We start from the raw sequence: 15,089 nt of genomic DNA, 5'->3' as shown, positions 1-15,089 counted from the left end.
AGAACAGCTTTTCCCTGTTCTCAGTATATTTCCTATCCTTCTAATTTACATACAATATTACTGTTTCCTGACTTCACTATTATCCTTGTATCATTTCCTTGTATCTTACATTCTGCCCCACAAACTTCAGTTACATTTACTACATTCTTTAAAACAATACTCCAGCCTTTATCAGTTCCCTTTGCTTCTATATTAATAGCTTTCTCAGTTTTTAATACTTCAACCTTAAGACTTTCTTTTCTCTCCATATCTAAAATTTTTGCAGTAGCTTTGACATTTTCCTTTAATTCATAGGCTAATATGGTAACTTCTTTTCTATAATCATAATCCGGCACATTATTTTCATATCCTAAAGCTATAAGACTATTTTCTTTTACCATCATAGGTATACTCAAATAATCATGTTTTTCTTTAATCCACTTTCCACCATCATATTGCTTACCTGTTATAAAATTAGTCCATTTTCCTTCAGGCAAATAGTACTTAGCTTCTCCATCTTCATTAAAGATAGGTGCTACCAAAATAGAATCTCCCAACATATATTGTTTATCTAAATAAGTACATGTCGGATCATTTTGGAATTCTAACACCATAGCTCTCATTACAGGAATCCCTTTAACATTAGCTGTATTAGCTGTTTCATATAAATATGGCATTATACTACATTTCAGTTTACTGAAGAATTTTACCACCTCTGATGCAGCTTCATCATATGCCCATGGAACTCTGTATGATGTACTTCCATGTAATCTGCTATGTGAAGATAATAAACCAAAGGCAACCCATCTCTTATAAACGTCAGCTGTAGATGTACTTTCGAATCCACCTATATCATGACTCCAGAATCCAAATCCTGACATACATAGCGATAACCCACCTCTTAGACTTTCAGCCATTGATTCATAATCAGATTCACAATCACCACCCCAATGAACTGGAAACTGTTGTCCACCAGCTGTAGCTGATCTTGCAAATACTATTGCATCATTTTCACCTTTAACTTCCTTTATTGTTTCAAAAACAACCTTATTATACATTTGAGTATAATAATTGTGCATCTTGTTTGGATCTGATCCATCGAAGTAAACTACATCAGTTGGTATACGTTCACCAAAATCAGTTTTAAAACAGTCAACTCCCATTGCCATTAATTCTTTTAATTTATCTGAATACCACTTACATGCATCTGGATTTGTAAAATCTACAATGGCCATTCCTGGCTGCCACATATCCCATTGCCATACATCCCCATTAGCTTTCTTAATAAGATATCCGTTTTCCTTTCCTTCTTCAAATAGTTTAGATTCTTGGGCTATATAAGGATTAATCCAAACACAGATATTTAAATCTTTTTCTTTTAATCTTTTTAACATTCCTTTTGGATCTGGAAATACTCTGCTATCCCATTCAAAATCACACCAATTAAATTCTTTCATCCAGAAACAATCAAAATGGAATACCCTTAATGGAATCTCTCTTTCTCTCATTCCATCTACAAATTCATTTACTGTTTTTTCATCATAATTTGTTGTAAATGAAGTTGATAACCACAATCCAAATGACCAAGCTGGTGGCATTGCTGGCTTACCTGTTAAATTTGTATAATTTTCAATTACTTCTTTCATTGAGCCTCCGCCTATTATGAAGTAATCTAAGCATTCTCCTGGAACACTAAATTGAACCTTGGTTACTTTTTCTGATCCCACTTCAAAAGAAACTTTTTCTGGATGATTTACAAATACACCATATCCTTTATTAGTAAGATAAAATGGAATATTCTTATAACATTGTTCTGTACTTGTTCCACCATCTTCATTCCACACATCTACAGTCTGACCATTCTTTACAAATGGTGTAAATCTCTCACCTAAGCCATATACTAATTCGCCTACAGATAACTGCAGTTGTTCTCTCATGTATATTCCTTTATCTGATGATTCTAGAAATGCTGTTTCTGGTTCAGTTTTTACATAAGCCATACCTCTATATTTACTAGAAGTTAATTTTTTATCTCCTCTATAAAAACTCATTTCAATTGTATTTTTATCATATTCCATTCTAAGGTTTCCTGATTTGAACGAAACCTTATCTTTATTTTCATCTATCAAAACGTTAGTATCATCATCTTCATAAATTTCAAAGCTTGGACTCTTTTTTTGCTGACCCATATAGTGATAAGCTCTTACTCTTATAACATTCTTCATAGGAGATGTAATTTTATATGTTATAACTGGTCCACCAAGGGTACATCCTCTGTTATATATTTTGCTACAAGGCGTATATATTGTTAAAAGATTTTTTTCAATTTTAGTGTTATAAATTTCTTGTGGACTAAATGTTTCAACTCCTGTTTTATTTAACCAACATCCGTTGCTAAATTTCATATTAACACTCCTTCTTCACACAAATTATTTTTATTCTCATTATGTCCAAAGCTATATAAATCATTATACTTGTCACCACTTGTACTTAATAAATTGGATATATTTTACTTTAACTCTTATTAAACTATCTCTTTATTTTTTATACAAACCAGGTAAAATTTTTAATGGAAGGATGTTTTATTTTTGCTAACCCAACTCAGTATTGGGAATATCCAAAAGCATTTACACCCTTCCATCCATTAAAATCTTCTTTATATGAAATAAACTATTCTATCCCTTAGTGTATCTACTTCATATAGATATCCAAATGAATAATCAAACTTATAAATGGAATATGTATACACTTTTGAGAAATTAAAATTACTAAACTACACTAGAAATATGATGCATTTTTTCTGGAGCAGGCATGTGAAATTGAGCTGTTGAAGGTTATTAGTGTGGGCTTGTTTCATTTACAGCTTGTCTAGATTTTACATCTGGAACACGCTGAAATGACGACAAGCCCACATTTAGAACCTTCCAGCGAAAATTTCACTAGTCCTGCGGAAGATAAATGTATCATATTTCGGTAATTGTTGCATAAGTCTAATTCTTGGTTTGGATATCTATAATTTTAATTTAATTATTCCAAAGCTTAATCTTATCTACTGTTAATTTACTCATGCCTTCATCAAGTTTGTCTATATTCATTGCTTTAAGATCTTGTTGAATTTTATCCCAAGCTGAATCAAAATTAGATTCACTTCCAAGAATTGCTTGCGTTATAGCCTTTTGAGTATAATCATCAGCTTTCTTTTGAATTATAGCCATATCACTATCACTTGGAATATTATATTCCCATGCTTGTCCGTGCTTAGATTGACCTAAATCTTTTGCTTGTGGGAAAAACTCTACAAAAGATTTCTTTCCATAACCTGCTAAGGTAGCTTTTTCGCCCTTATTATAATTTTGAATGAAATTATCTAAAGTATTAGTAGTATAAGAATTTCCTGTTGGATCTATAGCCCCATCTCCTCTTTCTGGGAATGGATAATTATATTGCCCTATACCAGTCTTCTTTTTAAAGTCCTTATCAGAATTTTTTTGTTGTTGTATCTCTGGTAAAAAAATTCTCTTACCATTTTCAACTTTGTAATGTTTTCCTTCAACTCCCCAGTTTAATAAAACTTGGGCTTCATCTGATGCTAACCAATTTAAAAATTCAAAAGCTCTGTCTTTGTTTTTACTTGTTGAAGATATAGCAACTCCCCAGCCTCCACTATATCCATAATCTTTCATAGTTTGATCTTTATATTTATCACCTAAAGTAACTGAAAGTGGTGCAAATGTTCTTTCATCCATTCCTGATGAAATTAATGCTTTTGTTGCAGTATCATAATCCCACTTTGGATCTGTTAATCCTAAAACATTACCTTGAGTTATCTTTGCACGATATACGTCTTCCTTTTGTGTAAATGATTCTGGATCTAACAATCCTTCTGCATTCATATGATTTAACCATTTGAAGTACTCTTTAACTTCTGGTAATTCAAATTTATAAGTAGCTTTTTGAGTTTCATCATCTATTTTAAACTGTCCATCATCTGGTATTCCAGCTACTTGGCTAGCTATATTTCCACATGTTATCAACCATCTCCAATCACTTGCCATTAGCGTCATCCCAATTGTCTTCTTACCATTTATTTCAGGATATTTTTTTATATATGCTTTTATTGCATTTTCATAGTCTTGTAAATTCTTAATTTGTGGATATCCCAAATCTTTTAAAACAGCGTGCTGTAATTGCATAATTCCATTTGGGTCAAATATATCTGAATGTACTCCATATGTTCCAACCGTATATATAGATGGATCTTCTGTACTATATTTTAATCTCTTTAATTGATCTCCATAAAGTGCCTTTAAATTATCACCCTTCTTATCGATATAATCATCAAGTTTAATAATTGCCCCTGCATCTACTAACTTACCTGTATCACCTTTAGCATAAATTAAATCTGGATAATCACCACTTGCTATCATTAAAGGAATTGCTTGAGTATCTCCTGCTACTGGATGTGATATTTTTAAGGTTACCCCTGTAAGTTCTGTTATTTTCTTTGCTACATCATCATCAAAAAGCATATCTTCTGTTGAATCAACAGTATACATAGTTAATGTTACTGGTGTCTTATCCATTGTTCCACCACTAGCCGATGTCGCTTTATCTCCTTTTGAGCTTCCACCACACCCAACAAACAAACTTGCTACTAAAGTAAATGAAATTATTACTGATAAAATTTTACTTTTTTTCATGTCTAGTCCTTCTTTCTTTATTACAGTTTATTTATATTAAATGAATATTTTTTTAACCAAGCTAACGCCATGTCAAACCAAACTTTAACTTCTGGATTAATATGCCCATCACCATTTGCAGTAACTTCATCACAAAGCGCTAAGCCATGCCATCCATCTTCAAATATATGAAGTTCATACGGAATCTTAGTTTTCGATAATTCATTTGCAAAATTGAGTGTATTTCTTACACTTACTAATCCATCATTAGCCGTATGCCACATAAATGTAGGGGGTGTTTTTTCAGTTATATGATTTGTAAGAGTTAATTTATCAATATACTCATTTGATGGCTCTGGTTCTCCAAAAATGGAATCGTTGGATACCCTCCAAAATTCATGCAAAAATTTATCATTTGTTTCTACTAGAACTTCTTTCATTAATGCATAATCTAAGACTGGATAACCTAATATCATACCATTGGGTTTAAATAATTCATTATCTACATCAAACTTTCTTTTTAACAATTCGTCTTGCCAATGCACCCCAAGGCTAGCGGCCACATATCCACCAGCTGAAAATCCACATAGAAAAATCTTCTCACTATCTATTGACCATCTTTCTGAATTTTCTCGTACAGTCAATATTGCTTTAGCTAAATCAAACAATGGTTGTGGATATTTCACTCCCTTATTTCCTTCGATTTCCTTTGGCAGATTGTTGAAATCCAATTTTGAATTATTAAAATATGTTCCATATCTAAGCACAAAAGTGTTATAACCTTCTCCTGCAAATTTCATTGCTATTGGTTCTGCTTCTCTATCGGAAGTATATAAAAATCCTCCTCCTGGACAAATGATTATTGCTGGGCGCTTTTTTAATTTTATTTCCTCTGAATTATCTAAAATATATGATGTTAAGATAACCTCTTCATTATCTTCCCACAGTTTAGTTTTTTCAATTAACAATTATGATTCCCCCTTATAAAAATCAACATAACTTCCCATCTAATATTATCAACTTTTAACTGCACCTAAAGTCATTCCTGTTACAAAATATTTCTGCACAAATGGATATACAAGTAATATTGGGCCAGTTGCAACCATTGTTATTGCCATCTTTATTGATTCTGGATTAACAGCGGCTGCTTGCAATGCTACACTGTTTGGATCTACCTTTGCACTTGCATTTGCGGTGCTCATTACCTTCATAAGTTCATATTGAAGTGTTGTTAAACCATCACTTTGTCTTGCATAAAGGTAAGTATCAAACCAGCTGTTCCATTGACCTACAGCTATAAACAAGGCTACAGTTGCAATTACCGGCAAACAAAGTGGCAGCACTATCTTGGTAAATATTACAAAATCATTTGCACCATCTATCATAGCTGATTCATTTAATGCTGGAGGTAATCCATCAATAAATGATCTAATAACAATTACATTAAAAGCACTTATTAACCCAGGCAATATATATACAGCAAAATTGTTTACCAATCCTAAATTTTTTATCAACATATATTCAGGTATTAATCCTCCACTTACATACATTGTTAAAACAAATAATATTGTAACAAATTTATTGAATATGAATTCTCTTCTGCTTAATACAAATGCTACCATTGCACTCGCTAAAACTCCTGTTATAGTACCTACTACAGTTCTAAGTACTGATATCAAAAGTCCCTGAGGTAACTTACTACTTCCCTCGAAAATTTCCTTGTAGTTCTGTATTGTAAGAGATCTTGGCCATATGTGAATTCCACCTTTAACTGTATCTGATGCATCATTTAATGAAATTGCTAATACATTTAAAAATGGATATATTGTTACTAGCGCAATTATTGTCATAATAATAACTAATACTATATCAAATCTTTTAATCTTTTTCTTCACTGGATATCCCCCTCTTTAAATGAATTTTGGTTAGTTATTTCAACATGTTCTAAATCAAAGCACCTTCTCCAGCTCTTTTTGCTAACTTATTTGCAGAAAATAACAAAATAATGCTAACAATTGACCTAAATATACCTATTGCAGTACCAAAAGAATATCTAAACATTCCGATACCATAATCCAAAGCGTACTTATCTATTACCAATGATTTATCTGCAACAACAGGATTTCCAAGTAACATTTGTTTTTCAAAACCTATATTCAGTAAATTTCCTATACTCATTATTAACAAAACTATTATCGTTGGCTTTATTGAAGGTAATGTTATACTAATAATCTGTCTTATCCGTCCTGCCCCATCAACTTTTGCAGCATCATACATTTCTGGATCTATAGCTGTTATAGCAGCTAGATATATTATGGCATTCCATCCCATTTCCTTCCAAATATCTCCTGTAGTTACTATACCCCAAAACAAACTTGGATCTGACATAAAGCTTATAGGGTCATTAATTATATGAAATTTTACTAATAATTCATTGACTATTCCACTTGGCGCAAGCATACTTGTAATTATACTTGCAGCTACTACCCAAGATATAAAATGAGGTAAATACGAAATAGTTTGTACACTCTTTTTGAATTTTACATTTTTCAATTCATTCAACAACAAAGCAAAACCTATTGCACATATAGTTCCAAACACTAATCCCAACAAACTCATAGCAATAGTATTTTCTAATGATTGATAAAATTGTTGTTCCGTGAATAATACTTTAAACTGTTTTAATCCAGTCCATGTTTGATCAAAAAATGATTTACCAGGCTTATAATCCTGAAAGGCCATCGACCATCCGATTAATGGCATATATTTAAAAATAATTATCCAAACCACAAAAGGCAGTGACATAAATATTAGGAATTTTTGTTTCTTTATTAATTTCCATAAATTTTTCTTCTGTCTTTTAGTTTTATCTTTTAGTAGCATTTCTGTATCAATTTTTGAAATTTGCATCTATGTACCTCCTTATTTTCTCTCTAACTTATGTATTAATTTTAATCTGGATTTTCAAACTCAACTACCCGAAAAAATGTATATGTTTTCATATAAAAATTAGAGTTCCCAATTATGTTGGAGTAAATTTCTTGCTATTGTAAGCGATAATTTCTATAGTCCTTATATTGCTTTATAATTACTGATTGATAGCTAAAATCCCCTTAATTAAAAAGGACAGTAGCTAAGTTGCTATAAAAGCAATCTATCTACTGTACCATAGTTTTTAAGATAACAAAAGATTTCTGAGTGCTGGAATACTAATTTCAGTACTTGGCTTAAAGTCTTTAGATTTTACGTAATTAAACATACTAAATAATAATTGTCTTCCATCTGGTTGATTAATTATCTTATTATAGTCACACGCACAAACTAACAGTTTCCCATTTAATACCTTACATTCAAAAATTAATCCCAACTTATGATTTCGCTCAAAGTTATCTATTGTTTGCACAATAGGTCTAAAGTCCTTTGCAGTATCATCCAAAATAATCGAGCATGAATTTGAGACTATGTTCCACCATTGATAGGTTGAATATTCTTCACAAGGAAAATCATTAAAAATAGGATGTGTATTATTAATCAATAAGCCCATAGTACCTATAGGAACTTTTTTGCCCATGCTTTCAGAAATAGAACGGAACATTGGATAACACCAAAAATCTGTACAAAAAAATCCATCTATTTTATTTTTCAAAGTATCTGCTTGGGGAAATAATATTACCTTTTCGCCATTTTCAAGTAATTCAATTACCCCTTTGGATAAATTATTAAATATATTTACACCTGCCTTATCCCAAATAACATTCTTCGGATAAATCCACAAATCATAGTTTTTTTCAACACCTATCTCCTTTACTTGAAGTGATAGTGTTAATTTTTTCATCAAAGTTATATTAGGCATTTTTATATTAATATCACATATATCAATATAATTTTGATTTTCAATATTGCAAATATAACTTTCTCCTTTTTCATATACAGTATTACTATCTTTTAGTTCCCAAAATAAATTTAAACTATGTAATGGGATGTCTTTGAAATAGCAAAGTTCAACATGCGCATCAAAATTTTCTTCTGATATATAATTATACTTATTAAATCTCGCCATAAGCACTGAATCTGAGCAAAAACTGCGCCATTCTTCTGGTGAAATCAATCCTTTTGAATCCATAAATGAATCTAACATCCCTACTAATGCTGTTCCCTGTCCGCTAAAATCTTGTAAATCTAAAAGCTGAAATCCTCCTAGTCTTCTTGATCTAAATGCTGCTTCTAATTCCTCTTTATAACAAGACACTGCAAGTCTTCCTGAGCAGTAAAAATACTTTTCTGCTAAATCACCAAGACCTCTTTCTTCAAGTTTTTGTTTAAACACTTCAAAATTCTTTGCCTTTAAAGGCCCTATATATTTTTTTATTTCATTAAAGTCTGGATAGGTGGCATACTGACCAATTTCATGTGAAATTACCGGAACTCTTGGTATAATTTCAGAATCATAATTAGCTGCTTGAACAATTTTAGTCTCTGTACCAAATTGAATTTCTATTGGATCATCACAGTTTACTATTAAATTTTTCTGAGCATCAACTAATTTAGGAATAATATTTTCATCATAATCTTTCATTGTATTAGGTGCGTCAATTTGTATGTGACCTAAAGGCGCATCACACATTGCGTAAGATCCTCTTAAAAGACGATATTTTGAAAATCTAACTCCAGAGAAAAAATCATCATTTTCTAGAATCACAGGACAAAACTGAAAATTATTTGACCCTTGTGTATAAAGATGGCGATTATCTAAGTCTTTATACCTTTTTAATATATCCTCTAATTTCTCCTTACTACCCCAAAGTTCATTTCCAAGAGACATCATAACAAATGAAGGATGATTTCCAAAGCATTTTAGCATAGATACCCCTTCATTAAATAAAAAATCTTGCTCAACTTGATTATGATTTTTATCATTCTCATCAGTAATAGTTCCCCAAAATGGTAATTCAGGTTGCATATAAATTCCAAGGATATCAGCAGCAATAAATGCAGCTTCAGGAGGACAACACGTATGAAACCGATAATGATTTATTCCATATGACTTTGAAATCTTCAAAACTTTTAACCACTCTTCAACAGTTGTTGGAGCAAAACCTGTTAATGGAAAAATCAAGCCATCATGTTTCCCTCTAAGAAAGGTTTCAACACCATTTATTGTAAACTTATTACCTTGTGCCTTAAATTTACGAAGTCCAAATATAACCTCATTTGTATCTGCTATTAATCCATTAATCACAAGATTTAATTTTAACTTATATAAATTAGGTTTATATTCACTCCAGAGCAAAGCATCTTCTCCCAGTTCACAGGTTATAAAAACCTCATTTGAAGCAAGTTTAAAATCAACTTCTTCTACCTTATGTTCCTTTTCACTATTAAAACTTACTCCTGAAATTGAAATAATGCCTTCATTTACTCCAATAAGCTTCGCCTTTATGGTAACAGATTTATCTCTAGTATTAGGATAAATTTGGATATCACTTATATAACTCCTCTCATATATTTGCAATTCAAGTTTTCCTGTAATACCATTCCAATTTGTTTGTGTATCCGCTGAAGTTAAATGACCTCCCTTAGTTGGATAATTTGTATTATCAACACATATTTTGATTACATGTTCACCAGTTGACATGTAGTTTGTTATGTCATAAACATGTGGTGTACAAAGACTATTTTGTGTACCAACTATAAATTCATCTATCCAAATAGTAGTTACACGTGTTCTTTCCAAATAAAGAAAACACTTCTTACTTGCAACATCCTCTGAAATATAAATGGTTTTTGAAAACCATGCATACCCTTCAAATTTATATTCTTCAGTCAGAAATCCAAGTTCAACTTTTTCATTTTTCTTACCTTTTTTAAAGTAGGAAGTTGTACCTGGTAGTGTCATTGTATCGTTAAACGGTTCACTTACTCCCAATTTTTCTTCATCTAATTGAAATCTCCACATACCACTTAAATCAATTATTTTATACATTTATCCATCTTCCTTATCTACTCAGAATTCTAATACTCTTTATTTAATTAGTCATTTATATTATATTTTTCTTTTATTTCTTCATTTAATTCATCAATTGTTTTATTTTCTATTTTCATTATTAAATAGCATAGTATACTTGCTCCAAATAAAACTCCTACTAATGATATTCTCGTAATTCTTATAAGTGCTAATACAATGATAATCATAGATATACAGCTTAAACTTATATATATTTTTTTGATTAATAATTTTATTGAAAGTTGAAATAAATATATCATTTTAATGTTATACCTTGAGATAATAGGATATATATAAAAACTTAGCATAATTACGACTATTAACAAAAGTAAACATATAAGCGAAAGATATGTATTTCCTATTGAATTAAAATACTCCATATCAGAGTATAAGATCCCCATAAAACTATTTAATATTATGCCTATAAAGATTCCTTGGAAAAAATTCATTTTATACAATCGAAAAAAATCCTTTGAAGGACATATATCCCCTTCATTTATAAATTTTCCACTTATCGAGAAAAGTGTTGTTATCGCTGGTCCAAGCAATATTGAGAATACTAATAATATTGATATAGATATGTGACCTTCAAAAAAGAATATATATAATAAAAATGGAGATATCATTATCAAAAACCAAAAGTTTATTACAAAGAACTTGGTTATACACACTGTAATTTTATATACTATACTATCTAGTATTCCAGACTTACTTCTCATATAAAATTTTCACTTCCTATTTAAATAATTCATTATAATGATAATATTTTACCATTATTATATAGCTAATTATTTTAATGTCCTACTATAAAAATTTTATATGTTTTACCTTAAACATTAGATATACAAAATATATTTCGTAAAAATATTAATTAGATATATATAAATTCTAATTAATACTATACATGTAATTTCTGAAAATATTGATAGAATTTTTTCATTAACTGGTAATTGACCATTGATAACTGAAAGTTATAATATATATTATAAAAATAGACAGCTCATACATATTCAATAAGTATAAGCTGTCTATTTCATAATTCTAATTAAAATATATGCTAATTATATTTCTTCTTTATCATCCTCAAATAATAATTCCATGAAAATTATACCTATATTCTTTATTATTAACTTTAAATTTAATAAATAATTATAAAAATCATTCAAAGCTACTAATTTAGGCACATTCATGGAATTATCATAAGCATGTTTTCTGTTTATCTATAAGGAACTCTTAAGCATTTTAATTTTTCTCTTATCAAATAAAAATACATATTTTAGCCTAGTCAATTTGTATTTTTATTACCACTGGTTTATCACTTTTCACTTTATTAGTTTTTATTTGCAAACCGGTTTTCGTTCTTTTCCATTCTATAACTTCTTCAAAGCCCAGAACAGAAACATCCTTTACTATACCATGAAATTTAGGCAGCAAAGAAGCATCTTGTTCTGCCAATTCAACCAAGTTTACAAATCCATCCTCTGGATAATTTAACACTGTCGCATATAAATAACAACCTTTTATAGTATAACGGATATCTTTGCTAGTAAAAACTTTGTCCTTACCATCAGAAAATTGGCCTTCAGTAATCTTTGTTGGTCCTTCACCAGGAACTCTATAAATACCTGCGCCATATATTGCTTCTCCATTTACCTTGAGCCATTCCCCTATCTCAAGTAAAATATTTTTATCTTCCTTTGGAATTGATCCATCTGCCTTCGGTCCAACATTCAATAATAAGCGACCATTTTTACTTACAATATCCACCAAATCACAAATAATATCTTTTGCCTTCTTATAATTATTATTTTTAGTATAACACCAAGAATTCTTTGCAACTGCTGTATCTGTTTGCCAAATGAATGGCTTAATATCAGCAAATTGTCCTCTTTCAATATCAATAACAGCTGTACCAAACATGAATGCATCATGCTTATAGTTAATTACCACACCATCTAATCCCCATTCTTTTGCCCTATTATAATAATATGCAGCAAATTTTTTTAAATATGGTTTTAAAGAACTATGCTGTATCCACCAGTCAAAATACATTATTTTAGGCCTAAATTTATCTACAATTTCACAGCATCGAACTAGCCAATCCTCTAAAAATTCTTTTGTCGGCGTTGGTTCACTAAATAAATCATGATGATTCTTTTCTTCCATAGCTGGCCAATAAAAATCTCCTTCTTTTTCCTCATTAGTTATATCACTTTCAAATTCTCTCCCATGCCCCATAAAAAACCAATGCTCTACACGATGAGAGGAAGCACCATTCTTCATTCCACGTTGTTGAAATGCTTGAGATAATTCCCCTAGAATATCTCTTCTAGGTCCCATTTCATAAGCATTCCATTTTGAGATTTCACTTTTGTACATTTGAAAGCCATCATGATGCTCTGCTACTGGTATCACATATTGAGCCCCTGCATTTGTAAATAGGTCTGCCCACTCATCTGCATTAAACTTTTCACCTCTGAACATTGGAATAAAATCTTTATACCCAAAATCCTTATGTTCACCATAAGTTTTCCTATGGTGCTCAAATTCAGTACTTCCCTTAATATACATATTTCTTGAATACCACTCATTTCCAAATTCCGGAACACTATAAACTCCCCAGTGAATAAAAATTCCAAACTTAACATCCTTATACCACTTCGGTACCTGGTACTCACCCAATGAGTCCCAATTATCATAAAAAGGACCTTTATCAATAACCTGATCAATTATTTTAAGATAGTTTTCTTTGTTATACATCATTAAGCCTCCTCATATAATTTTATATATCCATTAATAGTTACCTTTTCTTAAGAATCTTCTTAAATAAGTAATAAAAGAATGATTTCTTCCTAAAAAAAGCAGCAGATATTTTGGTTTTACTCAAAAAGTTATCTACTGCTTAATATATTCTAAATAAACTGCTTAATTATATTTTTTCTCAATTAAATTTGCTAAATCATGAGCCATTTTATCTATTTCTGCTTGATCTTCTCCTTCAAGCATTACTCTAACTAATGGTTCTGTTCCTGAAGGTCTTATTAAAACTCTTCCAACACCATTTAATGCATCTTCTATTTTCTTTATTTGACTTTGTATTTCATTATCTGTTAGATATAAATCTTTTTTATCATTTGGTACTGTAGCATTTGCTAATACTTGTGGTAATTCTTTCATTATAGAACACAATTCTGATAATGGAGTTTCTTTTTTCTTAACAATGCTTGCAATTTGAAGAGCTGTAACTAATCCATCTCCAGTTGAATTATAATCTAAAAATATTACATGTCCAGATTGTTCTCCACCTAAAACATATTTTTCTTTTACCATCTCTTCTAAAACGTATCTATCTCCAACACTAGTTTTAACAAGATTTATTCCTTCTTTTTTACATGCAAGATCTAATCCAAGATTACTCATAACAGTTACTACTAAAGTATTATCTTTTAATTTTCCAATTTCTTTTAAATACTTAGCACATAACATTAATATGAAATCACCATTTATTAAATTCCCTTTTTCATCTACTGCTAAACATCTATCTGCATCACCATCAAAGGCAAACCCTAAATCACATTTCTTTTTCACAACATATTCCATCAATTCTTCTGGATGTGTTGACCCACAATTTTCATTTATATTTGTTCCATCTGGATTATCATTAACTACAAAAACTTCAGCACCTAATTCTCTAAATGCTTTTACTGAGGATTTATACGATGCTCCATTTGCACAATCTAAAGCTACCTTTAGACCTTTTAAATTGTATGGAATTGTGTCCTTAGCGAATTCTATATAATCATCTAATGCGGATACTTCTATAGTTTCTCTTCCTAAGTCTGTCCCAACTGGATTAGGCACTCCTTCAAAATCACTTTCTATAATTCTTTGGATTTCATCTTCTAATTCATCTGAAAGCTTGTACCCTTTGTCATCAAAAAATTTAATACCATTATACTCTACAGGATTATGTGATGCTGAAATCATGACACCTGCATCTGCACCATATTTTCTTGTTAAATATGCTACTGCTGGTGTTGGCACTACTCCAAGCACTACTGCTTCAGCTCCAACTGATAATATTCCTGCTATCAATGCTGATTCTAGCATATCACCTGATATTCTTGTATCTTTTGCAACTAATATCTTAGGCTTATGAGCTCCTTCTGTTAATACATATGCACCAGCTCTTCCAAGATTATATGCTGTTATTGCTGTCAATTCTGTATTTGCAACTCCTCTAACACCATCAGTTCCAAACATTCTACCCATAATTTTACCTCACTTTTTCATTCTGTTATAATTGCTACATTAACCACATATTTTATAGCTCTTATTATAAAAAACAATATATAATTATTATCTCTTCATTTGCTTTACCTTAAATAGTATAATATTTTTAAATAATATTTACAATCTTCTATTTA

Annotated in this window: 9 protein-coding genes; all 9 read right to left on the bottom strand. The window is 30.5% G+C overall.

Annotated elements, in window-relative coordinates; genetic code table 11:
- Nucleotides 1-32: 32 nt before the first annotated feature.
- Nucleotides 33-2,384: an alpha-xylosidase gene (gene yicI / locus CSPA_RS01330; RefSeq protein WP_015390413.1), complete on the bottom strand. Its 2,352-nt coding sequence runs from the start codon at nucleotides 2,382-2,384 to the stop codon at nucleotides 33-35.
- A gap of 618 nt (nucleotides 2,385-3,002) precedes the next feature.
- Nucleotides 3,003-4,679 (bottom strand): ABC transporter substrate-binding protein, encoded by a 1,677-nt coding sequence (locus CSPA_RS01325; RefSeq protein ID WP_015390412.1) that lies wholly within the window; start codon nucleotides 4,677-4,679, stop codon nucleotides 3,003-3,005.
- Between the two features lie 20 nt (nucleotides 4,680-4,699).
- The gene (locus tag CSPA_RS01320; RefSeq protein ID WP_015390411.1) at nucleotides 4,700-5,626 is read right to left on the bottom strand and encodes an alpha/beta hydrolase; all 927 of its coding nucleotides are present in this window, start codon (nucleotides 5,624-5,626) and stop codon (nucleotides 4,700-4,702) included.
- A gap of 48 nt (nucleotides 5,627-5,674) precedes the next feature.
- Complete coding sequence (locus CSPA_RS01315) at nucleotides 5,675-6,508, bottom strand: carbohydrate ABC transporter permease (protein WP_042314968.1); 834 nt, start codon at nucleotides 6,506-6,508, stop codon at nucleotides 5,675-5,677.
- A gap of 94 nt (nucleotides 6,509-6,602) precedes the next feature.
- A complete protein-coding gene (locus CSPA_RS01310) occupies nucleotides 6,603-7,568 on the bottom strand; it encodes an ABC transporter permease (RefSeq protein WP_015390409.1) in 966 nt (321 codons plus the stop codon).
- Between the two features lie 265 nt (nucleotides 7,569-7,833).
- Nucleotides 7,834-10,641, bottom strand: a complete 2,808-nt coding sequence (locus CSPA_RS01305) for a glycoside hydrolase family 2 TIM barrel-domain containing protein (RefSeq protein WP_015390408.1) — start codon at nucleotides 10,639-10,641, stop codon at nucleotides 7,834-7,836.
- 47 nt (nucleotides 10,642-10,688) lie between these two features.
- Nucleotides 10,689-11,381: a DUF624 domain-containing protein gene (locus CSPA_RS01300; RefSeq protein WP_015390407.1), complete on the bottom strand. Its 693-nt coding sequence runs from the start codon at nucleotides 11,379-11,381 to the stop codon at nucleotides 10,689-10,691.
- A gap of 562 nt (nucleotides 11,382-11,943) precedes the next feature.
- Nucleotides 11,944-13,422: an alpha-L-fucosidase gene (locus CSPA_RS01295; protein ID WP_015390406.1), complete on the bottom strand. Its 1,479-nt coding sequence runs from the start codon at nucleotides 13,420-13,422 to the stop codon at nucleotides 11,944-11,946.
- A gap of 165 nt (nucleotides 13,423-13,587) precedes the next feature.
- The gene (gene glmM / locus CSPA_RS01290) at nucleotides 13,588-14,934 is read right to left on the bottom strand and encodes a phosphoglucosamine mutase (protein ID WP_015390405.1); all 1,347 of its coding nucleotides are present in this window, start codon (nucleotides 14,932-14,934) and stop codon (nucleotides 13,588-13,590) included.
- Between the last annotated feature and the right edge of the window lie 155 nt (nucleotides 14,935-15,089).

This window comes from Clostridium saccharoperbutylacetonicum N1-4(HMT), assembly GCF_000340885.1.
GTDB classification, from domain to species: domain Bacteria; phylum Bacillota; class Clostridia; order Clostridiales; family Clostridiaceae; genus Clostridium; species Clostridium saccharoperbutylacetonicum.
The sequence above is the reverse complement of the archived record's forward strand: the minus strand, read 5'-3'. Positions and strand labels throughout refer to the sequence as shown.